Raw genomic sequence first — 24782 nt, 5'->3', positions numbered from 1 at the left:
AAATGACTGACTACTCTACGCCACTGAAATCCACAACGTCTTTGCCACGCGTGGATTAGCTCGCGGACAAATATTCGACTCTTAGACAGATTAATCGCCACCACTCAACAAGAGAGATTGATTCGTTTCACGTCATCATTGTAATCATCAACGCAAAGTGCGGTCAAAAATAAAGAAATTTTTGACCGCACTTTACAGCGCTTTGGCATAAACATCCCGCGCAACGCTCTCTTTAATCGCCAATAATGTAGAAATTTTGCATTGGTTTACGCTTGATTTTCAATCATATTCAAAAGCGCAGTGCCAAAAGGTTTGCGCCAATCTCGCATTAATTCGGGTAATTTTTGTGGATTTTTGTTTTTCAGCCAGCACCATTTCATCAGGCTTTCTAAACCACGTTTGCTTGCGATCACTTCGGGCTGTAAATCATCTGGTGCGATTTCTTTTAGTTTTTGCTGTAAGGCTTTAATGGTTTTCTTATAGCGCGGATCTTCGTTTAAACGCTGAATTTTAGGTGGATAATTTGCGGGATCAATACGTTGGCTTTGCTCAATGAGTTGCAACATTTTTTTGCCATGAATACGCACTTCGTTTGGGTTTAGCCCTAAACTGAGCAATTCTGATGTATGTTTGGGCTGATTTTTAGCGACTTCGTAAAGATGCTCTGCGCGAACCACAAAGTTTAAGGCAAGATCACGGCGGATAGCTTCTTCATAACGCCAGCGAGCCAATAATTGCAAACGCGCTAGTTCTTCGGGTTCCATTCGCCAAGCGTTAGCGATATTGCGATAAGCCTTGTCGCCATTTGGGGCTTTGTTTTGCTTTTCAATTAACAAATCACAATCAAATTTGACCGCACTTTGCCAGCGCGTTTTCTGCAAATCTTGCGCCATACGTTCGTATAATGGCAATAAATACCAAACATCCGCTGCAGCATAACGCAGTTGTTTTTCCGAAAGTGGGCGGGCCAACCAATCGGTGCGAGAAGTGCCTTTATCCATTTCAAGCTGAAAATAATGCTGAATGAGCGTCGCTAAGCCTGTGGAATTGGGGAAACCTAAGAAACTTGCCATCACTTGTGTATCCCACATTGGTGTAGGAAATTGTTGAAAATGATGAAAAAACACTTCCAGATCTTCATAGCAGGCGTGCAGTACTTTGGTCACCTTTTCATTGGCTAATAATGCAATGAACGGGCTAAAATCACTGATTTCATTGGGATCGATTAGGCTGACAGATTCGCCATCATATAATTGAATTAAGCCTAATTTAGGATAAAAACTACGAATGCGGATAAATTCCGTATCAAGGGCGACAACAGGCTTTTGTGCCGCTTGAGCGCAGGCGATTTGTAGGCTTTCATTATCTGTAATTAGCTGAAAGTGGGGTTGATTTTTTAATTCTTTTATCATATCCATACTCGGCGCGGCTTGTCTTTAAACCGCCCTTAAACAAAAAAGAGTGGGCAAATCAGCCCACTTGGAATATTAATGAGAAGCGCGTTTTGCCAGTTCTTCATCGCGCAGCACGCGGCGCAGAATTTTGCCCACATTGGATTTAGGCAGCTCATCACGAAATTCAATATCTTTCGGTATTTTATAGCCTGTTAGATGTTGACGGCAGTGATTGCGCAATTCTTCGCGAGTTAGACTTTCATCTTTCTTCGTAACAAAGATTTTAATGGTTTCCCCCGAAACTTCATTTGGCACGCCAATCGCCACTACTTCCGCCACTTTATAATTCAGCATAACGACATCTTCCACTTCATTTGGATAAACATTAAAGCCCGAGACTAAAATCATATCTTTTTTGCGATCCACAATGCGTAAAATGCCTTTTTCATTCATTGTGACAATATCGCCCGTGGCAAGCCAACCGTCTTTGATCACTTCGGCGGTTGCTTCTGGACGTTGCCAATAGCCTTGCATCACTTGTTCGCCTTTCACCCAAAGTTCGCCCGCCTCGCCCAATTCTGCGTCAGAACCATCTTCTCTCACAATACGGATATCGGTGTTCGGAACAGGGGAGCCAATAGAGCCGTCATGCACTAAACTATTCACATTTGATGCTGCCACCAATGGGGAACATTCGGTTAGCCCATAACCTTCAATAATGTTGCAACCTGTGAGTTCATGCCAGCGAGTGGCAACGGCTTGCTGAATCGCCATTCCGCCCCCCACGGACAGTTTTAGTTCAGAAAAATCTACTTCTTTGAAATTTTCGTTATTCAACAATGCGTTATATAGCGTATTAACACCTGTAATTGCCACAAATTTATGGCGTTTTAATTCTTTGATAAAGCCATTAATATCTCGTGGATTGGTGATTAATACCCCTGTAATGCCTAGCTCAATAAATAACAAAGCATTGGCACTCAGCGCGAATACATGATACATCGGCAAAGGCAAAATCGCTTTGCGTTGTCGGCTGTTATCGCCGACAAAAGGTTCAGCAATCCAACGCATTTGTTCAATATTGGTAATTAAGTTGCCATGGCTTAACATTGCCCCTTTGGCAACGCCTGTGGTGCCGCCCGTATATTGCAGAAACGCAAGTTCATTGCGTTCTAACTCGGGGCGTACATATTGGCGGTGTTTGCCCACACTCAATACTTCACGGAATGTCACGGCATGGGGAAGTTTATATTTTGGCACAAGTTTCTTAATGTATTTCACTACAAAATTCACCAGTGTTCGTTTACCAAAAGAAAGCTGATCGCCCATTCGGGTTAAGATCACGTGCTTCACATCCGTGTTAAACACCACTTTTTCAAGAGTTGAAGCAAAATTTGAAACTACCACAATCGCTTTGGCGCCGCTGTCTTGCAACTGATGCTCTAATTCACGCGGCGTGTAAAGCGGATTAACATTAACGACAATCAAACCTGCACGCAATACACCGAACATTGCGATAGGATATTGCAAAAGATTTGGCATCATTAATGCCACTCGGTCGCCACGTTGTAATTTCAATTCGTTTTGCAAATACGCTGCAAAGGCACGGCTGCGTTCTTCTAACTTGCGAAAAGTCAGCACTTTTCCCATATTAATATAGGCAGGGCGATCAGGATGTGTACGCACGGCAAGCTCAAACATATCGAGCAAATTATTGTAACGAGACGTATCAATTTCACGTGATGCGTCTTCGGGATAATTTTGATACCAGATTTTTTCCATAAAATTCTTCCTTTTGCCCCAATCAATCTACGCTAATTTAAGGCGATTATTATGCATAAGCGGTTTACACAACATTTATCTTATTAAAAACATACTGTTTTTGTTATTCTAAATTGATGATTTTCAACGCAAAACTCGCAAAATAAACTTATTTTTATGCGATGTCTAGCGTTGTCACAAAATTGGCTAATCATAGCATTATTTATAGTATTTTACGCCTAATCTATGTGGCTTTAGGCGAGATGATTTTATTGCGCAATGCCAAAACATCCCTCAATATAATACGGTGCGCCGTTTTGGTTCAGGATAGCCCCAACGCCCCCAAATATAAGGTCTGCCCCAGCCAAATCTGCCATCCCAATAGTCGTCCATATAGTCATCATAGTAATATTCTTGACGTTGCTGCCATTGTTTATAGGCATTTACTTGAATTACAGGATATTCGTAATTAGCTTGATCAATTTTGCCAGATTCTTTGCCACTCAAAACACCTAACACGGTAATATATTCATTTTTCAATGCTTCAGGATCGACAAATCCCGGCAAATAGGCAATAAAACGTCCATCGCTTTGTGAATCGATAACGGGTTTGGCCGAATAACTCGCTACGGGCAAACTCAACACTTCTACTTTAGTTTGATTTTTTAACGCCGTTGCCGCCAACACTTTACCGCCTAAGCGCACTTTCTTGCACTTACAACGATAATGATCTTGGTCAATATCCCGTAAAGATTGAATGGTAAACGCATCTTTTTCCAGCCCTTTTGGCGGATTAACACAAGCCGCTAAGCAAAGTGCGTTCAAAAAAAGGAAAATTTTTTTCATTTTTAACTCCTCATCGTCAAAGGGTATCGCTCTGCGAAAAATAATGCCCAATCAAAACCCAAACAATCGCACGGCAAAAAGCGATAATTTATATCTGAATCTTTTCCTATTTATGCGCGGCTTATACTCTTATACTCTTCCTGGTAGTTTTTTCCAGGTGACTTCATTGCGTAAATAAACTGGCTCAATTTCCACCGCACTTATCGTCTGTTTTTGATACCACATTGGTACCGCCAAACTCAGCATATATTGGGCAGACGGCAGTGTAATGGTTGTATTTGCACCCAGATTTTGCAAGGCTTCATAAGCTGCCCAACCAGTGCCGACTGTCGTCCATTCGCCTTGCAATTCGCCGAGTTTTTCCAGCAAACGAGTTGGCGCGCCCACTTGTTCGGCAATGATCTCATTCCATTGCAAAAACTCTCCAAATTCTGACCGCACTTTTTCCGCAACAAGTTGAGAAAAATAAACTTCATTCATCCGCGCGTCAATAGCGGTAATCACCTGAGTGGCTTGTTGCTGTTCATAAGCTGCTTGCGCCATTGCGGTAAGATTAGACACCGCAATAACGGGCAAATCCGCCCCAAGCGCCAACCCTTGGGCAATTCCCCCCCCGACACGAACACCAGTAAAACTCCCCGGTCCACGCCCAAAAACTAAAGCATCTACTTGATTTAGCCCAATCCCCGATTGCGCTAAAATTGAATCTACCATTGGCAGAATGCGTTGAGTATGGGTGCGCTCTGCCAGTTCATCAAGATGTGTTTTTTCTCCTTGATGCAATAGGGCAACGGAGCAAGCTTCCGTTGAGGTATCAATCGCTAATAAAGTTAAATTATTCATTTTCTAATTCTGTAACTGTGTTAAAAATTCAATGACTTTTGCCAAATCCCGAGTTCGTGTTGCATTTGGCAAGCTTTTTAAAAAGGTTTCGCCATAGGATCGATTCACTAAGCGACTATCACAAATAATCACTGCGCCTTTGTCTGTGACATCACGAATCAACCGCCCCACTCCTTGTTTTAAGGCGATCACCGCTTCGGGTATTTGAATATCGTTGAAAGGCTCGCCGCCTTGTAATTTGCAATCTTCAATCCGCGCTTTCAGCAAGGGTTCATCGGGAGATGAAAAGGGTAATTTATCAATAATAACCAAAGAAAGCGCATCGCCACGCACATCAATGCCTTCCCAAAAGCTAGAGGTTGCCACTAAAACGCTATGGGTTTCGCTGGTGAATTGCGCCAACAATTTGCTTTTTGAAGTTTCGCCTTGCAATAAAATGGATAAATTGCTGTGCTCACGAAAATATTCTGCCAATCCGCGCATCATAAAATACGAGGTGCAAAGAACAAAACAGCGCCCTTTATTGGCTTCAATCACGAGCAACAACATTTCCGCCAATTGATTTAATGTGTGCGTTTGATTACTGCTCGGCAAATAGCGCGGCACGCAAAGCAATGCTTGTTCGGGATAATTAAATGGGCTTTGTAACACTTTTTGCTCTGCATTTTCAATGCCCAAACGCTGGCAGAAATGGTTAAAGCTGCCGCCCGCTTCTAAAGTTGCTGAAGTAAACACCCACGCGCTTTCCTTGGCGCGCATTTGCTCGCCAAATTTATCGGATACAGTTAATGGCGTGATATGCAGCCCAAACTGGCGATTAAAGGTTTCATACCAATAGCAATAGCCTGTAACAGTTGTATCGGACAAGCGTGTGAGCTGGTTGTTGACGGCGGCAATGCGCTCAAAAATGCTGTCTAACGTTTGCGAACGCCCCAATGCTAATTTAATTACATCGGCGGTGAATGCTAATTTTTCTTTTAAAATTTCAAAGCCTTTTTTCACCGCACTTTGCGCGGATAATTCACGCCAGTTGCCGCGCTGATTTCCCTCGCCCAATAATAGCCGAAAATCTTGCACCATTTTTTGTAAATGATCAGACGCCACGCCTAGCTGCTGCATATCTTTTAATTCAGTGCGATACACAATATTAATATCTTTGCAAATATCAAAGAGCTGACGCGAAGTCAGCGATTGCCCAAAATATTGGCTCGCAATATCGGGTAATTGGTGGGCTTCATCAAAAATAATCACTTCGGCATTTGGAATTAACTCGCCAAAACCACTTTCTTTCACTGCCATATCTGCGCAAAACAGATGATGATTCACCACCACCAGATCCGCTGCCAAAGCCCGTTTACGCGCCAATGCCACATAACAATCCGCATAATTAGGGCAATCTGAACCTAAACAGCTGTCGGTGGTGCTCGTCAGCTGCGGCAAAATAGGGCTGTCTTCGGCTAATTCCACGCATTCTGATAAATCACCAGATTTGGTGCTGTTATGCCATTTACGCACTTTGGATAAATCAGCCAGTACAGATTTATCCCCCAACACACCTTGCGCAATTACTTGGTCTAAACGTTCCAAGCAAAGGTAATTGGCGCGCCCTTTTAATAAAGCGATTTTGCCTGAATAACCCAATGCTTTTTTAATGGCGGGCAAATCGCGATTAAACAGCTGATCTTGGAGATTTTTCGACCCCGTTGAAACAATGGTTTTCTTCTTGGCTAATAGCGCGGGCGCAAGATAAGCAAAGGTTTTGCCGGTTCCTGTTCCCGCTTCCACCACAAGTGCGGTTTTATTTTGAATAGTTTTTGCTACCGCCGTTGCCATATCAAGCTGTTCAGAACGAGGGCGAAAGCCTTTTATATTCTGACTTAATGCCCCTGTTTCAGAAAAAACATTAATTATTTGCGTTTGATCACACATTTCAATTTTAAATTCGTCTATAGTTAGCAATATTGTATCAAACTTTATAAAGGAAAATCCTATGGAAGTGAAATTAATCAAACAACTCGCCCCAGAGCTGGCGTTATATCATTACAATGACATTCCCGTATTAGCGCTGAAACACGCCGTTGGCACAGCGAAGATTTCCTTGCAAGGCGCACAATTAATCAGCTGGATACCAGCGCATACCGAGCAAGATGTCGTTTGGTTAAGCGAAATTGAACCTTTTAATAAAGGCGAAGCGATTCGTGGCGGCATTCCTATTTGCTACCCTTGGTTCGGCAAAACGGGGACGCCATCGCACGGCTATGCCCGTTTACAATTATGGCAACTGGTGAGCTATGACATTCAAGCCGATGTGGTATATTTGAATTTCTTGTTAGAAACAGAAAATGCAGAAAGTGTCGCCCATATTGAAATGACCTTTAGCGAAGAATTTCACCTTGAATTTACCAATTATTGCATTGAGCAAGAACCACAATTGGCTTTACATACTTATTTCAATGTGGGGGATATTTCCCAAAGCGAAATTCAGCAGTTGCCAACCACAACCTTTAATGTTTTAACCCAACAGCAAGAAACCGTGCCGCCAACTCGTGTCGTAAATGAATATGTAGAGTGCATTTACCCAGCCAATGAGAGAAATGTGATTGTCGATACGATCAATCAACGCACCATTGAAATTCTTCATGAAAATGCATCAGAAATCGTGATGTGGAACCCGTGGCATAATGAAACTAGCGCTATGAGCGAAGAAGGGCATAACACGATGATTTGTATCGAAACCGCCCGTATTAGCGAACGTTTAGCTGAAAAACCTGTTGGTTTAACTATTCGCGTAAAATAATGAAAAATTTGACCGCACTTCTGCCTTAAAAGTGCGGTCAAAATAACGAAGATTAAATCCAGCCCAACTGCGTTAAAATCATCAATCCCAATGACGAAACAATCATTGCGCCAATGGTGGTGATTCCAATAATATTGGCAACGGTCGTTGTGTTGCCACCCATTGCACTCACCATCGCATAAGTAGCCGTCGCCAGCGGTGTCGCACTCATCAGAAAAATTAAGGCAAGTTTCATTCCCGAAAGCCCCATTATTTTCGCTAATAGCACCATAAAAATAGGCGCCACAATTAAACGGGCAAAGATGCCCCAAGAAACAACGCGCGAACTCACTTTCATATAACGAAAATTAATATTCGCGCCTGTGCAAAGCACCGCCAAAGGCAACGTAATATCCGCCAGATAATGCCCTGTTTTTTCTATGGGCATTGGCAACTTAATTGCGCAATAATTCATGATTATGCCTAGCACAATGCCAATAATTAAGGGATTTTTAGCCACACGAGAGATGAGCGACAACGCACTGACTTTATTATTAGAAAGGGAACGAGTTAATGTTAGCACGCCGAATGTGTTATAGAGAATGACGATAATGGCAGAATAAATGGAAGCAGGGATATAAGCAGCATCGCCATAGGCATTAACACAAAGGGCAAGCCCCAAAATGGCATTATTCCCTCGAAAAACCGCTTGAACAAAAGTGCCGCGTTCTCTTTTATCATCAATAAATTTTGCCGCCACCAACTCCCCTGATATAAACAAAATGGTTGTGCCCAAAACAGCAATAATCACCAAATCAATTTGGCTGTGATAATCAATTTGTCCACGATAAATATTAAAAAAGAGAAGAAGGGGAAGAGTTAAATTAAAAATTAATTTCATCGCTTTTTGCGAAAAGGCATCATCTAAGATATGGCGGCGACCAAGAAATATGCCCAAACCAAGCAAAATGATAATGGGCAAAGTCACATTAATCGAGAAAATAAAGGACGCAAAGAAATTTGTTATCATAATATGACGCCGATAGGAATTTTCGCTATTGTAACAAATATAATCTTTAATAAAAGCAAAAAGCCGCTATCTTTCGATAGCGACTTCTTAAATAAGATGGCGGAAGAACTGAGATTCGAACTCAGGGTGGGCTCGCACCCACGCCGGTTTTCAAGACCGGTGCATTCAACCGCTCTGCCATTCTTCCGCGGTTAACGGTGGTGGATGATACGGATTTCACTCTCGCCTGTCAAGCAAGAAAACCGAAAATTTCATTAACTGCTATTTTTTTAAACAATTTAAAATTTAACCGCACTTTTACCACATTCCTTTTGAATTTTTTATAATAAAAACGCCCATAATGGGCGCTTTTAAATCGGTAATATTTGAAAATTAGCGACGTAAACCTAAACGTGCGATTGTTTCAGAATATTTAGCTACATCAGTACGTTTTAAGTAGTCTAGTAATTTACGACGACGAGAAACCATACGCAATAAGCCACGGCGACCGTGGTGGTCTTTTTTGTGCTCAGCAAAGTGACCTTGAAGGTGATTGATTTGAGCAGTTAATAATGCAATTTGAACTTCTGATGAACCAGTATCTTTCGCATCACGACCGAATTCTGCAACGATTGCAGCTTTTTGTTCTACTGTTAGAGACATTTGAAACTCCTAAAGGGTTTGTTGATATACATCGTTCGCCGATCTCTAATCCAGCGACGACAAGGAATGTGTATTGTAGCGGTAAATTAAGAAAATGCAATGGTTATATAGAATATCCATTAAAAACAATCAAAATATTGACCGCACTTTTGGAAAGCAGATCATCACTTTAGGCAAAAAGTGCAGTCAAATTTTAACATATTTTTACGCTATTAATATTGATAACCAATCCCGACACCTGTTGATAAATCCCCTTGTGTGTTGGCTGTTCCTGTTAATTTAATAATCGTTTTACCATTATCCGAAGCTCTTGACCAACCTACTGCAAGCGCTGCTTCATTTTTATAACTACCTACCGCAGCACCTAACATAGATTTTCCTGGTATATAGGCTTGTGGTAACGAAATACCTGCCGCAACATTAGCACCAATACCACGCATTTCTTTACGGGTAGAATTTAATTTACCTTCAATATGGCTAACGCGATTATCAATGTTATTAACTCGCTGATTCACCGCATGTAATTGACTACCATTGACCGCATCTTTTGAAGTAGCAGACACTTCACCATTCGCTACATTGGTAATTTTTTGGTTCGCTGCATCAATACCTGTGGATGTCATACTTGGTCCATTTACAATGCTAACACCATTGTTTGCCACTGTGGTGTTACCCACTTTGACTTGTTTTGCCGTGATATTATCTACTGTAATATCTTTTTTCAGTGACACTTTATAGTCTTTGCTATTTGTTGCATTCGCAGAAGAAGTCACTTCAATATTATCACCAGCACTGACTGTTTCTTCTTTGTTTGAAGCGGCTCCATCGCCAGCATTCATATAATTAAGAATAGCGTATAACTGGCTACCGTTAATTGCATCGGTACTTGTCGCTGAAATATAACCAGCTGCGACATTTTGCAATCGTCTTTCTTTGCCTGAATCACCAACAGAAACCACGCCAACAGGTTTACCACCAGCAAAGCTGAGCGCTTGAGTTGTTCCGCCAATAGTAAAGGTATCTGTCGCATAAGTATCCATACCTTTTGTTGTGGCACCAGATTCAACAGTTTGGGAATCGTTCCCTAATGCAACAGAATTTGCTATGTCAGCGTTTGCATTATGGCCGACAATCACTACATTATTGGTTGTGGTTTCTGTTACGCTATCCCCTGAACCCAAAATAATACTATGATTTACCGATGTGATTTTACGTTTGCTCCCCATAATCACGTTGTCTTCACTATTCTCAGCGGTATTTTCTGTCCCGATAATTGTCGTATTTTTTACATTTGTGGCAGCATTTTTATAACCAGTTAGCATATTGTCCGTACTTTCACTACCACTTGTACCAGTAAGTTCATTATTCACCCCGATTAATGCTGAGCGCAGGGTATAATCGGCTTTATTGCCACCACCAAATGCCATGGTAGCCCCTCCCCCTTTATTCTCTTCATTTCGAACCATCTCTCTTAAACTCTCTGATAATGCCTTGGCTGAATCACCACTTGAAGTTGGTGCGCCAGATAATGACACGATAGAATTGGTGATTTCATTTCCTGCCCCATAAACTAATGCGCCATTAGCATTAGCCACACGGTTTGCTACCCCAGTCACCGCATTGGCGATACCAGAGTAATAACCACCAGTAGAAGATTCAATGCTATTTAATGCTCCCGAAATGGTTGCTCCAAAATTTTTCACAGGGTTTGATAAAAAACCACCAGTATAGCCACTCGACATAATGTTATACACCCCTGTACTTGTGGCAAATGCACCATTGATAAAGCTATTTGCTCCGATATTGGTAGTATAAATATGTAGATTACTTGCTCTTGTATTAGCTGTGTCGACAACAGTATCACCAAGTTCTCCCTTGTAATTGTGAGAACCGATTATTGTGCTACCTGTGCGGGCAAAGGTGTTATCACCAATAGCAATACTGGCCACCACTTTGGTTGGATCCACTGGTATTTGAGTAGTACCAAAGAATCCCACCCTATTATATGTCGTTTGCCCAAATCCAAAAGAAGCTTCTAGCCCACCTGCCATATTCTCTATTTTGGCATTTTTACCAATAGCAATACTGCCACCTTGGCTCGCATAGTTATTAATATTTGCACCATTACCCACTGCAATATCACCAGTTGCACTACTTGCACCATTTGAATATCCAATTTTGGCATCTCGACCAATCGCCACATTTTCCGGCTTAAGTGCATTACTACCAGTGCCCAATGCAACACCGTTCCCTGCTCCCTCGACATTATCCGCGGCATAGCCAGTTGAAATCGTTGCAAGCAAGGTTGCAGCAAGAGTTAAACTAAACGAAGCAAATTGCTTGCCATGTTGGTTTAAATTAAAAGCTAAATCGCCTTTGCTCAATTTTATTTTAGATACCTTACTCATAACTTGGTCCCTTTTATATGATACATAGATTATTGAGCTAGAAATAACACCCCCTCCACTAACTCTGTTTAATTTTTGATCATATTGATGTAATTGTAAATTATTTATTTATACTTTTTTAGAATAAAAATAAAGGATATGATTAAATAGTTTTGCTGATAAAGTCTTATTAAATATTATTTCTCTATCATGAATAGTTAAAAATAGAGATTATATGGTAGATAGACATATTTGATATCATCAGTTGGAATAATTGATTTAGGCCAAATAGTTATTTCGTGAAGTTAAAATGAAATTTATTCTTATTTACTTTATTTTCTGTTTTTATACAAATCTCAATAAAATATCTAAAATAAACAACCAGCTATTTATTTAATCTCATAACTATAAACCTCCCCTAAAATAAAAAAGTGCGGTCAAAAATTTACAATTTTTAACCGCACTTTTATGCTTATTGAATTAAGCAGGTTGTTGGAAGATTACTGAATCCGCTTTTTTCATATAAGTTTCGATTTGGTCGAAATTCATATAGCGGTAGATCTCTTCTTTATTTTGCTGCAAATCTGCGACATAAGACAAATATTCTTCAGGCGTTGGGAGCTTTCCAAGCAGTGCGGCAACCGCAGCCAATTCTGCCGAAGCCAAATACACATTTGCCCCTTGCCCTAAACGATTAGGGAAATTTCGGGTGGATGTGGACACCACCGTTGCGTTGTCAGCCACTCGAGCCTGGTTCCCCATACAAAGAGAACAGCCTGGCATTTCCACTCGAGCGCCTGATTTGCCATACACACTGTAATAGCCTTCTTCTGTAAGCTGTGCCGCATCCATTTTTGTTGGCGGCGCGACCCATAAACGCGTTGGAATGATGCCGCGGAATTTGTTGAGCAATTTACCCGCTGCACGGAAGTGGCCAATATTTGTCATGCATGAGCCAATAAAGACTTCGTCAATTTTATCGCCTTGCACTTCTGATAACAGGCGAGCATCATCAGGATCATTTGGCGCACAAACAATCGGTTCTTTGATTTCATTTAAATCAATTTCGATCACTGCGGCATATTCCGCATCTTTGTCCGCTTCCAATAATTGTGGGTCATCAATCCAAGCTTGCATCGCTTTCACTCGGCGTTCTAGCGTGCGTTTATCGCCATAGCCTTCTGCAATCATCCATTTTAATAAGGTCATATTTGAATTGAGATATTCAATAATCGGCGCTTGGTCTAATTTGATGGTGCAAGCCGCGGCTGAACGTTCGGCGGAAGCATCTGCCAATTCAAAAGCCTGTTCGATTTTAAGATTTTCAAGCCCTTCAATCTCTAAAATACGCCCTGAGAAAATATTTTGTTTTCCTTTTTTCTCAACCGTTAATAGCCCTTGCTGAATGGCATAATATGGAATGGCATGAACCAAATCGCGCAAGGTGATTCCTGGTTGCATTTCGCCTTTGAAACGGACTAAAACCGATTCAGGCATATCCAAAGGCATCACACCAGTGGCTGCAGCAAATGCCACCAATCCCGAACCTGCGGGGAATGAAATCCCAATTGGGAAACGGGTATGAGAATCGCCACCTGTGCCGACAGTGTCTGGCAACAACATACGGTTTAACCATGAATGGATAACGCCATCACCTGGGCGAAGCGAGACCCCACCACGATTCATAATAAAATCAGGCAAGGTGTGATGTGTTACCACGTCCACGGTTTTTGGATACGCCGCGGTGTGGCAGAATGATTGCATAACCAGATCCGCAGAAAAACCAAGGCAGGCAAGATCTTTAAGTTCATCGCGCGTCATCGGGCCCGTTGTATCTTGTGAGCCAACAGATGTCATTCTTGGTTCGCAATATTGCCCTGGGCGAATGCCCTCTACGCCACAAGCTCGTCCCACCATTTTTTGCGCTAATGTAAAACCTTTGCCATTTTCGACCGCACTTTGTGGTTTTAAGAAAAGATCGGATTCAGGCAAGCCTAATGCCATACGGGCTTTGTGCGTCAAGCCGCGTCCAATAATGAGCGGAATGCGCCCACCAGCACGAACTTCATCTAATAATACTTTCGTTTTTAAGCTAAATTCTGCAAGCACTTGTTCGCTATTATGGAGGCAGATTTTGCCCTCGTAAGGATAAATATCGATCACATCGCCCATATTCAGCTGGCTCACATCAACTTCAATCGGCAAAGCGCCCGCATCTTCTAAAGTATTAAAGAAAATCGGGGCAATTTTTCCACCGAGCACCACGCCGCCCGCACGTTTGTTTGGAATATAAGGGATATCTTCTCCCATAAACCATAGCAACGAGTTAGTAGCAGATTTGCGTGAAGATCCCGTCCCCACGACATCGCCGACATAAGCCAATGGAAAGCCTTTTTCTTTCAAGCTTTCAATTTGTTTGATTGGCCCAACTTGAGTTGGATCATCAGGAATAATGCCATCTCGCGGCATTTTTAACATTGCGTTAGCGTGCAACGGAATATCGGGGCGAGACCACGCATCTTGCGCAGGGGATAAATCATCTGTGTTGGTTTCGCCTGTGACTTTGAAAACAGTGACCGTGATTTTTTCAGCGAGTTTAGCGCGGCGTGTAAACCACTCAGCATCCGCCCAAGATTGCAACACTTGTTGCGCATATTGATTGCCTTGCTCTGCTCGCTCTACCACATCATGAAAACTATCAAACATTAAAAGCGTATTAGACAATTCTTTCGCCGCAATTGGCGCAAGATCTGGATGATCAAGTGCGGTCAAAAGTGGCTCAATATTGTAGCCGCCTTGCATTTTTCCTAAAATTTCCACCGCACTTTTGGCTGAAATTAACGGACAATCTGTTTTGCCTTGGCTAATATCGGCAAGAAATGCCGCTTTCACATAAGCCGCTTCATCCACGCCTGCGGGAATACGTTGCTGAAAAAGTTCAAGTAAAAAATCCGCTTTGCCTTGCGGTGGATTTTTCAATAATTCGATTAATTGTGCAGTTTGTTCTGCATTTAATGGCTGTGGCACCACGCCTTCTTGGGCACGTTGCTCAACGTGCTGTTGATAATCTTGTAGAAAGTCCATAGCAAAAAATTCCTAATTCTTTAATTGTATTTACATATTTTGAATAATATCTTGTGCAAATTCTGAAGTAGAACGCAAAGTTGCCCCTTCTAGCATTTCTGCGAAATCAAAGGTCACCGTTTTATTGGCGATGGTTTTTGATACGGCATTCACCACTAAATCTGCGGCTTCAGTCCAACCAAGATGACGCAGCATCATCTCTCCACTTAAAATGAGCGATCCTGGGTTTCCTTTATTTTGCCCTGCAATTTTCGGTGCTGTGCCATGAGTGGCTTCAAAAATTGCTGCTTCAGCGCCAATATTCGCACCTGGCGAGATACCAATGCCCCCCACTTGGGCGGCTAGCGCATCGGAAATATAATCGCCATTCAGATTTAAGGTGGCAATCACATCATAATCCGTTGGGTGCAATAACACTTCTTGTAAAAACGCGTCTGCAATGCAATCTTTGATGATGATTTCACGCCCTGTATTCGGATTTTTTAGTCGCATCCAAGGGCCTTGTTCGATAAATTCAGCATCAAATTCTTTTGCCACTTGATAACCCCATTCTTTGAATGCGCCCTCTGTGAATTTCATAATATTGCCTTTATGCACAAGGGTGAGCGAAGTGCGGTCATTATCAATCACATATTGCAATGCGGCGCGTACTAAACGTTGTGTGCCTTGTTTGGAAACAGGTTTAATGCCAATGCCACAATCTTCGGTGAAACGAATTTTGGTTACGCCCATTTCTTGTTGCAAGAAATTGATCACTTTATTGGCTTCCGCAGAACCCGCAACCCATTCCACACCCGCATAAATATCTTCCGAATTTTCACGGAAAATCACCATATCCACTAATTCAGGGTGTTTCACTGGGCTTGGCGTGCCTTCGTAATAACGAACAGGGCGAAGACAATTATACAAATCCAACCCTTGGCGCATTGCTACATTCAAAGAACGAATGCCACCGCCCACTGGCGTCATCAATGGGCCTTTAATCGCCACATGATAATCACGAATAAAATCTAAGGTTTCCGCTGGCAACCAAGTATTTTCACCATAAACGTCATTTGCTTTACCGCCAGCATAAATTTCCATCCACGAAATTTGGCGTTTGCCTTGATACGCTTTTTCCACCGCCGCATCAATAACCGCTTGCATCGCTGGGGTAACATCAACGCCAATGCCGTCGCCTTCAATAAAAGGAATAATCGGGTTATCGGGCACCACTAATGCCCCACCCGCTGCGAGCTGAATTTTTTCACCTTGTGGAACTTGAACTTTTGACTGAGTGTGTGATTGCATAAAACCTCCTGATGAATGCTAAAGCACGGCATTTTTGTAAATTATTTGTTATAAATTTAGCCGAATAAGTTTAGAAAAATAGCACCTTTCGCGTTAAAAAAGAATAGGTTTGCCTAAAAAATATTGACAACCATTAAAATTTTTCTAATTTTGACCGCACTTTTAAATGCTGAAACCATTCATGCATAAAAATATATTGCAAAATGATTCGAGATAGTGATAAGTTCAAAGCCTGTTTTCCTAAAATTCTAATAATATTTCAATACAGGAGAGTTATATGGCAAAGGCACAAGCAACCCTTACGATCAATGATCACGATTACGAGCTCAACGTTTACAAAGGCACACTGGGTTATGAAGCGGTAGATATGCGTCCGTTAACAAAGCACCAGCTCTTTGCTTACGATCCCGGTTTAGTTTCAACGGCAGTTTGTGAATCTGAAATCACCTATGTGGACGGTGATAACGGTATGCTTCTCTATCGTGGCTACCCCATTGACCAACTGGCTGCCAATGGTGATTATCTTGAAATTAGTTATCTCTTGCTCTTTGGCGAACGCCCAACCAAGCAGCAATACGATGAATTTAGCCAGTTAGTGAAACGTCATACCTTGGTACACGAACAATTAACCAAGTTCTTCCAAGGGTTCCGCCGAGATTCGCATCCAATGGCGGTGATGTGCGGGGTGAGTGGCGCATTAGCGGCGTTCTATCACGATTCTATCGATGTAAACAAAGAAGAACACCGCGAATTGACCGCAATTCGCCTATTAGCCAAAATCCCGACGTTGGCGGCAATGTGTTATAAATATTCCATTGGGCAGCCATTTATGTTCCCGCAAAATCATTTATCTTATGCGGGCAACTTCCTTTATATGATGTTTGCAACCCCTTGCGAGCCTTACGTCGTCAACCCTGTGCTGGAACGCGCTTTAGATAAAATCTTTATTCTGCACGCGGATCACGAACAAAATGCGTCCACCTCAACAGTGCGCACCGCCGCATCATCGGGTGCCAACCCATTTGCCTGTATCGCTGCGGGTATCGCTTCATTATGGGGGCCTGCACACGGCGGTGCCAATGAAGCCTGCATTAATATGCTAGAAGAAATTGGCACGGTGGACAGAATTCCAGAATTTATCGCGCGCGCCAAAGATAAAAGCGATCCATTCCGCTTAATGGGCTTTGGCCATCGTGTGTATAAAAATTACGATCCGCGCGCTAAAGTGATGCGTGAAACCTGTTATGAAGTATTAAGAGAGCTCAACATCGACAATCCATTATTTGATGTGGCACTTGAATTAGAGCGTATCGCGCTAAATGATCCTTATTTCATTGAGCACAAACTCTACCCCAATGTGGACTTCTACTCAGGGATTGTATTAAAAGCTATCGGCATCCCAACTTCCATGTTCACCGTTATGTTTGCGTTGGCAAGAACCGTTGGTTGGATCGCTCACTGGAAAGAAATGTACCGACAAGGCAACTTCAAAATCGTTCGTCCACGCCAAATCTACACGGGACATAAAGAACGCGATTTCCCACCGATGCCGAAAGGGTAACAATATAAAAGGGGAATAAAATTGTCATAAAGTGCGGTCAAAATTGAGAAAATTTCGAGATTATCTAGCCACCCCACAAAACCCAACTGCAATTTCATTGCAAATGAATAATGCTCTTAACTTTCTCAGCAAGGTTAAGGGCATTTGTTTTGGAGCATTCAAATTATGTGAGTATTATTTTCTCTTTACAGAAATCAGGATTATCAACGCCAAGATGGTTTAATCTCTCTACCATACTTGGCGTTATACTCTCGCTATTGAATTACGATCAATGTCGTTGTGCGTTACGCAATGCACGTTATGCCATATTCATTTTTAATGTGGCGGCAATATTCCTTGCGGTTATTTCTAAATTCATCGCTGCGGTGGTTGGCTCTAAGGCTTCTGTCAGGCTGCAAACTTTATTGAGAACGCTAAATACCGCGTCTAATCCGTACTCATAAACCACATCAATATCCTGCCCAAGGCTGCCCGCAATTCCAATAACTGGAATGTTATGCCGTTTTGCCACCGCCGCTACGCCCACAGGGACTTTGCCATTAATGCTTTGATGATCTAGACGCCCTTCGCCTGTAATGACTAGGTTGGCATCTTTCATTTTTTCTTCTAGTTTAAGTAATTCGGTGATAATGCCGATACCACTTTTTAATTCGGCTTTTAAAACACCTGCAAAAGCCGCGCCCAAACCACCTGCAGCCCCTGCGCCCGGTATATTTTTTACTTCAACATGAAGATCATCAGCGATCACATCAGCATAATGATTAAGCGCTTGATCAAGTTGTTTGACCATTTCGGGCGTTGCCCCTTTTTGGGGACCAAAAATAGCCGATGCGCCTTTTTCACCGACTAAAGGATTGGTGACATCGCAAGCCACATCAAAACGACATTCTTTTAGGCGTGGATCAAATTCAGAAAGATCGATTTTCGCCAGACGAATAAGCTCTGCACCGCCGTAACCTAATTGTTTGCCCTTTTCATCTAATAATTTAGCGCCAAGGGCTTGTAACATGCCTGCGCCGCCATCATTGGTTGCACTGCCACCAAGCCCGACAATAAAATGGCGTACGCCTAAATCAAGGGCAGATAAAATTAATTCGCCGACACCATAAGTCGTGGTGATGAGAGGATTGCGTTGTTCTGCGGGTACTTGCTCAATACCACAAGCGGCGGCGACTTCAATGAAGGCAACTTTGCTATCGCCTGAAATCCCCCCAAAGCCTGTTAAGGCTGTGCCTAAAGCGCCAACGACAGCTAATTCAATTTTTTTACCTGCCGTTGCTTCAATCATCGTGTCAACCGTGCCTTCACCGCCATCTGCGACAGGAACTTTGAGATAAGTAGCATTGGGGAAAATGTGCTTAAAGCCTTTCTCAATGGCATTCGCCACCTGCAGTGCAGAAAGGCTTTCTTTATAAGAATCTGGCGCAATAACAATTTTCATACACTCACTCCGTTAATAATCCGATTTAAAATTATCATAAAATTGACCGCACTTTTGAGCATATCGCTATATTCATTATGAATAGCTGAAATTTAACTGGCTAACAAGGATAATCTCTATAAACGAAAACTGCTCGCCACTCACAAAATGATGACGTTTTTAAGGTCTATTTTATTCAGAAACATAATACAATATGTGCATGAGTCATAAAAATAATTTAGCGATGAATTATTTTCACTCGAACCCCAACATTTCGCTAAAATATGCTATGATCTGCCATTGATTTAGCGAAGGAAAAACAGATCAGCATGATGAATATTCGTTGGAATTTGGTTCTTGGGGTGATTGCGTTAGTTTTATTAGCGTGGTTTTATTCCTTGAATCAAGATGATACAAATTTAACAGACTTAGTCAAAGCGCCTGAAAGCCCAGAATACATTGGGCACAAAATGGAAACGACGGTGTTTTCCCCAACGGGCGAAAAACAATATGTTGCATTGGCAGATAAGGTAGAGCATTTTACTTTAGACGGGCGTACAGAATTTGAAAGCCCGATTGTCTATGTGCTTGATGTACAAACGTTAAAAAATAACGATAACAATGACAATAAAAATGACAATACGCCCGCTAACGACACACAAAGTGCGGTCAAAAATCAAACAGAAAGTTGGAAATTGACGGCGAATAAAGCAACATTAACCAAAGATAATATGCTAGAGCTAGAGGGCAATGTTATCGCACAAAGTTTGTTGCCCGTCTCTAAATTGCAACGTATAGAAACCGACGCGGCTGTTGTGAACTTAAAAACGCAGGATATTACTTCAGATAAAATGGTGAAAATTAATGGTCAGAATTTCACCAGCACAGGCTTAAAATTAAACGGCAATTTGAAACAACAAATTGCAACATTAAAGGAACAGGTGAAAACTCATTATGAAATCGACAACCAATAAAATTCTAGTTTCTGCCCTATTAATGGTGGCGTCATTTTCAGCTTCTGCCTTGAAAAGTGATACCGATCAACCTATTAATATCACTTCGGACAATCAATCCCTTGATATGGAAAATAGCGTCGTTACCTTTACGGATAATGTTGTCATTACTCAAGGTTCCATTTTAATCAAAGCCAACAAAGTGGTCATTACTCGTCCACCAGAAGGCTCCAATAAAAAAGAAACTGTGGAAGCCTTTGGCTCGCCTGTTACCTTTCATCAGAAATTAGACGATGGTAAACCAGTAGATGGCAAAGCCAATAAAGTGCATTATGATCTTGGCAAAGAATTTTTAACCTTAACAGGCAATGCTGAGTTAAAACAGCTCGACAGCAAAATTAATGGCGATGTCATTACTTATGACGTGCAAAAACAGCAGTTGAAAGCGACAAGCGCCGCCAATGATCGTGTACGAACAATATTAATTCCAAATCAGCTTAATGATAAGAAAAAATAGGATTTCTTAATATGTCAGTGCTTTATGCAGAACATTTAGCAAAAAGTTATAAAACGCGTCAAGTGGTCTCCGATGTGGGTTTCACGGTGCGTTCAAATGAAATTGTCGGGTTATTAGGCCCCAATGGTGCAGGAAAAACCACTTCATTCTATATGGTTGTAGGTTTAGTGCGCCATGATCAAGGCACAATTCGTATTGATGATGAAGATATTAGTTTATTGCCAATGCACAACCGCGCGCAAAAAGGCATCGGTTATTTACCACAAGAAGCCTCTATTTTCCGCCGTTTGAGCGTTTATGATAATTTAATGGCGGTTCTTGAAATTCGTAAAGATCTCAACCAAGAACAGCGCCGTGATCGTGCAGAAGAATTAATTGAAGAATTTAATATCAGCCACATTCGTGACAGCCTTGGGCAATCACTTTCTGGTGGTGAACGCCGCCGTGTTGAAATCGCTCGCGCATTGGCTGCGAACCCCAAATTTATTTTATTGGATGAGCCTTTCGCTGGGGTTGACCCAATTTCCGTGATTGATATTAAAAAAATTATCAAAGATCTCCGTGATCGTGGTTTAGGTGTATTAATCACTGACCATAATGTACGGGAAACGTTAGATGTTTGTGAACGCGCTTATATTGTAAGTGCAGGCAAAATGATCGCCACAGGCACCCCTGATGAAGTCATGAATAATGAGCATGTCAAACAGGTGTATCTGGGTGAAGAATTTAAGTTATAACGATGAAATTTACTGAAATCTTAACGCCCGATAATATTCGGCAAGGTATGGTTTATTCCAGCAAAAAAACCATGTTTGAATCCATTGGGCGTATGGTTGAATCCAAAATCGCAGAAAGTGAATTTCCCAGTTCACAATGTTTTGCTGGATTATTTAACCGTGAAAAATTAGGCTGTACCGGGCTTGGCAATGGCGTGGCAATGCCGCGTGCAAAACTACCCGTTGGCGATAAAGCGATAGCGATTTTTTTGCAGCTGAGCGAGCCTTTAGATTACGATGCGTTAGATAAACGTGATGTCGATTTAATCTTTGTCACGCTCATTCCAGAAGGTATGTGTAGCCAATATATCAGCGTATTAGAAGAATTTTCGCAACGGCTCACCGACAAATCGCTTTGTAAACAATTGCGTGCTGCACAAAGTGCGGACGAAATTTGGCAAATTTTTGAATATGCCGACAAAGCTTTCGAGCAACAAAACGAACAACAAAGCCAACAACAGAATCAAACAGAACAAACTGAATAGGAGCTGGGCTATGGAAATCATTATTATCAGCGGACGTTCTGGCGCAGGAAAATCAGTCGCCTTACGGGCGTTAGAAGATATTGGTTATTATTGTGTCGATAATTTACCCATCGATTTATTGCCACAACTCACTGATATTCTCGCCAACACGCAAACTGCCGTTGCCATTAGTCTTGATATTCGTAATCTGCCCCATTCCACCGAAACCCTTGATGGCGTACTCAACCAAGTGAGCGCCAACCACCAAGTAAAAATTATTTTCTTAGACACCGATCGCAGCACGCTCATTCGCCGTTATAGCGATTCGCGCCGCCTGCATCCCTTATCGGTGAAAGATCTCTCTTTAGAAGCTGCCATTGATGCAGAACGTGACCAATTAGAGCCATTGGTTCAGCATGCCAATTTAATTATCGACACAGGCGTGCTTTCCACCCACGAATTAGCCGAACGCTTACGCGAGTTTTTGCACGGAAAATCAGATAAAGAATTAAAAATCGTGGTGGAATCTTTTGGCTTTAAATATGGCCTACCGCTTGATGCGGATTATGTATTTGATGTGCGTTTTTTGCCAAATCCGCACTGGAATCCTGCGCTACGCCCGATGACAGGGCTTGAACAGCCAGTTATGGATTTCCTCGCCAAACATAATGAAGTGACCGAATTTATTTATAAAACAAGGAATTATATTGAAACTTGGCTGCCGATGTTAGAGCAAAACAACCGTAGCTATCTCACGATTGCAATCGGTTGTACCGGCGGAAAACATCGCTCCGTTTATATTGCACAGCAACTTGGCGAATACTTCCAAGCCAAAGGTAAGAACGTCAAAATTCAGCACAAATCTTTGGATAAACATAAAAAATAAAGAAACACTAAACTAAAGTGCGGTCAAAAAAATGAAAATTTTTGACCGCACTTTTTCTTTCAGCAATCTCAATACTCGCCATTCATTATAAGATTATTTTTCTTTATATTTACGGCGATAAGTAAATCTTGGCAACATTTCTTTGGCAGGAATATCCTGTTCTTGGTAGTCAAACACGGGAAATCCCCAGCTAAAATAAATCGCTAATAAACGGAAAATTACCCCAGTTATTAAGGTGATAAAAATCGTTAAATTGAGCGAAACGCCAATTTCTAACAGCCCGATATACAAGCAAGCGGTAAACAAAGCGATGGCGGCATATAATTCTTTCTGGAAAATCAAAGGGATACGATTGCACAAAATATCTCGCAACACGCCACCAAAAGCGCCAGTGAGAATAGCCGAAATGCAGGCTATGGTTACACCATATCCCATATTCAGAGCAATTTGCGTGCCGAAAATAGAGAATAAAATTAACCCAACGCCATCTAAAACTAAAAAGCTGGTACGAAACGAATGGTTAAAATGGGTAATTAAAGGCGCAATCAACACCGTGAGTATCGCTGTTGCGGCAACAATTAATGTCCAATGGGGATTTTCTACAAAGCTGAGTGGATAATGCCCTAGCACGATATCGCGCATAACACCGCCGCCCAAAGCGGGCATAAAAGCAATGACCACCACGCCGAAAATATCCATTTTCTCACGCCCTGCGGAAAGCGCACCAGTCATCGCTTCCACCACTAAGCCAATATAAAAAAGAATTTCTAATAACATTTTATTGTATTTCAACCACTTGGCTAATAATGACACCATCTGTTACACGGGTGTGTAACCTTTCCCCAGACTTAGTTTGGGATACGCTAATCAGCGCCTGCCCTTGCGCATTTTGGGCAATGGAATAACCGCGAGAAAGCACTTTTAGCGGGCTTAAACCATCTAGCTTGCCGCATAAATTCGCTAACTGATGCTGACGCACGCTTAAATGATTTTTTAACGCTAATTCTAAGCGCACATTCAACTGTTCCACGCTTTGCGCCTGTTTTTGCACACGAAATGGCAAGGGATTTTTAGCCAATCGTTCATTAAGTGCGGTCATTTTATAACGATTTTTTTCCATTATGCGCTGAATAATCGCGTATAAACGTTGTTCCAACTGCGCGGTTTTCTGCGCCTGTACTTGCAAACGCATTTTAGGGTGTTGATGCTGCAAGCGTGCTTGCACTTCTTGTAAGGCTTGAGCTTTCAAGGCAAAAATACGATCCAATGCCATATCCAAACGTTGCTTTTTATAGTGCAATTGTTGCAGAAGTTCGTCTTGGTTACGGCTCACCAATTCGGCTGCTGCAGAAGGGGTTGGGGCACGCACATCTGCAACAAAATCCGCAATGGTGACATCCACTTCATGCCCCACCGCGCTAATCACAGGAATCACGGAACGAAAAATCGCGCGCGCCACGCTTTCTTCATTAAAACACCACAAATCTTCTAACGAACCACCGCCACGTCCAACAATCAGCACATCAACTTCTTGGCGAATATTCGCCAATTCGATCATTTCCACAATTTCTGCAGTGGCTTCTTTGCCCTGCACTGCCGTAGGATAAATTACCACTTTCAAACTCGGATCACGCCGTTTCAAAATGTGCAAAATATCTTGCAGCGCCGCCCCAGTTGCTGAAGTAACCACGCCAACAGTTTTGCAAAAGTGCGGTAGATTTTTCTTAAGATTTTGCGCAAACAAGCCTTCCGCTGCCAATTTCATTTTCAGCTGCTCAAATTGCTGTTGTAGCAAGCCTTCGCCAGCGGGGTGCATTGCATCAATAATTAATTGATAATCGCCCCTTGGCTCGTACAAACTCACCGCCGCACGCACCAACACTTGCATACCATTTTGTGGGCGAAAGCTAACACGCATATTTTTCAGCCGAAACATCGCCGCACGCACCTGTGCATTTTCATCTTTCAGCGTTAAATACCAATGTCCAGACACAGGCTGGCTAAAATTAGAAATCTCGCCCGTCAACCACACTTGCCCCAGCTGCCCTTCTAGCAACATTTTTGCCGCGTGATTTAATTGCGAAACGGAATAAATATTGGCGTTGTCCATAATTATCTCAGAAAAAAGGTGAGCCAATGCTCACCCCATAAA

General features: G+C 42.1%; 20 protein-coding genes, 1 tRNA gene and 1 pseudogene. 8 read left to right on the top strand and 14 right to left on the bottom strand.

Annotation, left to right across the window (positions count from 1 at the left end; all coding sequences use genetic code 11):
• Nucleotides 1–10: 10 nt before the first annotated feature.
• Nucleotides 11–144, top strand: a pseudogene (locus C8D76_RS10085) (acyl-CoA thioesterase II); the annotation flags it as partial.
• Between the two features lie 122 nt (nucleotides 145–266).
• Here the strand turns inward: C8D76_RS10085 and rnd are convergent.
• The 5 genes from rnd to yoaA form a co-directional block, all read right to left on the bottom strand.
• Nucleotides 267–1412: a ribonuclease D gene (gene rnd / locus C8D76_RS01140; RefSeq protein ID WP_116631099.1), complete on the bottom strand. Its 1146-nt coding sequence runs from the start codon at nucleotides 1410–1412 to the stop codon at nucleotides 267–269.
• A 75-nt stretch (nucleotides 1413–1487) separates the two neighbouring features.
• A complete protein-coding gene (fadD, locus tag C8D76_RS01135) occupies nucleotides 1488–3176 on the bottom strand; it encodes a long-chain-fatty-acid--CoA ligase FadD (RefSeq protein ID WP_116630998.1) in 1689 nt (562 codons plus the stop codon).
• A 273-nt stretch (nucleotides 3177–3449) separates the two neighbouring features.
• Nucleotides 3450–4001, bottom strand: coding sequence for a Slp family lipoprotein (locus tag C8D76_RS01130; RefSeq protein ID WP_116630997.1), 552 nt, complete (start codon nucleotides 3999–4001; stop codon nucleotides 3450–3452).
• A 129-nt stretch (nucleotides 4002–4130) separates the two neighbouring features.
• Nucleotides 4131–4844: a tRNA (adenosine(37)-N6)-threonylcarbamoyltransferase complex dimerization subunit type 1 TsaB gene (tsaB, locus tag C8D76_RS01125; protein WP_116630996.1), complete on the bottom strand. Its 714-nt coding sequence runs from the start codon at nucleotides 4842–4844 to the stop codon at nucleotides 4131–4133.
• A gap of 3 nt (nucleotides 4845–4847) precedes the next feature.
• Complete coding sequence (gene yoaA / locus C8D76_RS01120; RefSeq protein ID WP_116630995.1) at nucleotides 4848–6773, bottom strand: DNA repair helicase YoaA; 1926 nt, start codon at nucleotides 6771–6773, stop codon at nucleotides 4848–4850.
• Nucleotides 6774–6834: 61 nt separating this feature from the next.
• Between yoaA and C8D76_RS01115 the strand changes: the two genes are divergently transcribed.
• Complete coding sequence (locus C8D76_RS01115; RefSeq protein WP_116630994.1) at nucleotides 6835–7641, top strand: aldose epimerase family protein; 807 nt, start codon at nucleotides 6835–6837, stop codon at nucleotides 7639–7641.
• Nucleotides 7642–7693: 52 nt separating this feature from the next.
• Here the strand turns inward: C8D76_RS01115 and C8D76_RS01110 are convergent, their stop codons facing one another.
• From C8D76_RS01110 to icd, 6 genes are all read right to left on the bottom strand, one after another.
• On the bottom strand, nucleotides 7694–8653 hold the full coding sequence (locus tag C8D76_RS01110) for an AEC family transporter (protein ID WP_116630993.1): 960 nt from the start codon (nucleotides 8651–8653) through the stop codon (nucleotides 7694–7696).
• Between the two features lie 94 nt (nucleotides 8654–8747).
• Nucleotides 8748–8837 (bottom strand) — tRNA-Ser (locus C8D76_RS01105).
• Nucleotides 8838–9022: 185 nt separating this feature from the next.
• Nucleotides 9023–9292 carry a 30S ribosomal protein S15 gene (rpsO, locus tag C8D76_RS01100; RefSeq protein ID WP_116630992.1) on the bottom strand — a complete coding sequence of 90 codons (270 nt, stop codon included), beginning with the start codon at nucleotides 9290–9292 and terminating at the stop codon, nucleotides 9023–9025.
• Nucleotides 9293–9504: 212 nt separating this feature from the next.
• Nucleotides 9505–11700, bottom strand: a complete 2196-nt coding sequence (locus tag C8D76_RS01095) for a YadA family autotransporter adhesin (RefSeq protein WP_116630991.1) — start codon at nucleotides 11698–11700, stop codon at nucleotides 9505–9507.
• Nucleotides 11701–12159: 459 nt separating this feature from the next.
• Nucleotides 12160–14763 (bottom strand): bifunctional aconitate hydratase 2/2-methylisocitrate dehydratase, encoded by a 2604-nt coding sequence (gene acnB / locus C8D76_RS01090; RefSeq protein ID WP_116630990.1) that lies wholly within the window; start codon nucleotides 14761–14763, stop codon nucleotides 12160–12162.
• A gap of 30 nt (nucleotides 14764–14793) precedes the next feature.
• Nucleotides 14794–16053, bottom strand: a complete 1260-nt coding sequence (gene icd, locus C8D76_RS01085) for an NADP-dependent isocitrate dehydrogenase (protein ID WP_116630989.1) — start codon at nucleotides 16051–16053, stop codon at nucleotides 14794–14796.
• Between the two features lie 277 nt (nucleotides 16054–16330).
• Here icd and C8D76_RS01080 point away from each other — a divergent pair, with 277 nt between their 5' ends.
• Nucleotides 16331–17614 carry a citrate synthase gene (locus C8D76_RS01080; protein ID WP_116630988.1) on the top strand — a complete coding sequence of 428 codons (1284 nt, stop codon included), beginning with the start codon at nucleotides 16331–16333 and terminating at the stop codon, nucleotides 17612–17614.
• Nucleotides 17615–17912: 298 nt separating this feature from the next.
• Here the strand turns inward: C8D76_RS01080 and C8D76_RS01075 are convergent, their stop codons facing one another.
• The gene (locus C8D76_RS01075; RefSeq protein WP_116630987.1) at nucleotides 17913–19055 is read right to left on the bottom strand and encodes a glycerate kinase; all 1143 of its coding nucleotides are present in this window, start codon (nucleotides 19053–19055) and stop codon (nucleotides 17913–17915) included.
• 311 nt (nucleotides 19056–19366) lie between these two features.
• Between C8D76_RS01075 and lptC the strand changes: the two genes are divergently transcribed.
• The 5 genes from lptC to rapZ are packed head-to-tail and all read left to right on the top strand — an operon-like array spanning nucleotide 19367 to nucleotide 22630.
• Complete coding sequence (gene lptC, locus C8D76_RS01070; RefSeq protein ID WP_116631098.1) at nucleotides 19367–20008, top strand: LPS export ABC transporter periplasmic protein LptC; 642 nt, start codon at nucleotides 19367–19369, stop codon at nucleotides 20006–20008.
• Nucleotides 19989–20504: a lipopolysaccharide transport periplasmic protein LptA gene (gene lptA, locus C8D76_RS01065; protein ID WP_116630986.1), complete on the top strand. Its 516-nt coding sequence runs from the start codon at nucleotides 19989–19991 to the stop codon at nucleotides 20502–20504. The genes lptC and lptA overlap by 20 nt, the downstream gene beginning before the upstream one ends.
• Nucleotides 20505–20515: 11 nt before the next feature.
• Nucleotides 20516–21241: an LPS export ABC transporter ATP-binding protein gene (lptB, locus tag C8D76_RS01060; protein WP_116630985.1), complete on the top strand. Its 726-nt coding sequence runs from the start codon at nucleotides 20516–20518 to the stop codon at nucleotides 21239–21241.
• Between the two features lie 2 nt (nucleotides 21242–21243).
• On the top strand, nucleotides 21244–21765 hold the full coding sequence (ptsN, locus tag C8D76_RS01055; RefSeq protein ID WP_116630984.1) for a PTS IIA-like nitrogen regulatory protein PtsN: 522 nt from the start codon (nucleotides 21244–21246) through the stop codon (nucleotides 21763–21765).
• Between the two features lie 10 nt (nucleotides 21766–21775).
• Nucleotides 21776–22630, top strand: coding sequence for an RNase adapter RapZ (gene rapZ, locus C8D76_RS01050; RefSeq protein ID WP_116630983.1), 855 nt, complete (start codon nucleotides 21776–21778; stop codon nucleotides 22628–22630).
• Between the two features lie 93 nt (nucleotides 22631–22723).
• Here the strand turns inward: rapZ and C8D76_RS01045 are convergent, their stop codons facing one another.
• Complete coding sequence (locus tag C8D76_RS01045; RefSeq protein WP_116630982.1) at nucleotides 22724–23407, bottom strand: trimeric intracellular cation channel family protein; 684 nt, start codon at nucleotides 23405–23407, stop codon at nucleotides 22724–22726.
• Between the two features lies 1 nt (nucleotide 23408).
• Nucleotides 23409–24740 (bottom strand): exodeoxyribonuclease VII large subunit, encoded by a 1332-nt coding sequence (gene xseA / locus C8D76_RS01040; RefSeq protein WP_116630981.1) that lies wholly within the window; start codon nucleotides 24738–24740, stop codon nucleotides 23409–23411.
• Between the last annotated feature and the right edge of the window lie 42 nt (nucleotides 24741–24782).

It is taken from the genome of Alitibacter langaaensis DSM 22999, assembly GCF_003096995.1.
GTDB classification, from domain to species: domain Bacteria; phylum Pseudomonadota; class Gammaproteobacteria; order Enterobacterales; family Pasteurellaceae; genus Exercitatus; species Exercitatus langaaensis.
Note: the sequence above shows the minus strand (reverse complement) of the source record. Positions and strands in the feature narration are given on the sequence as shown.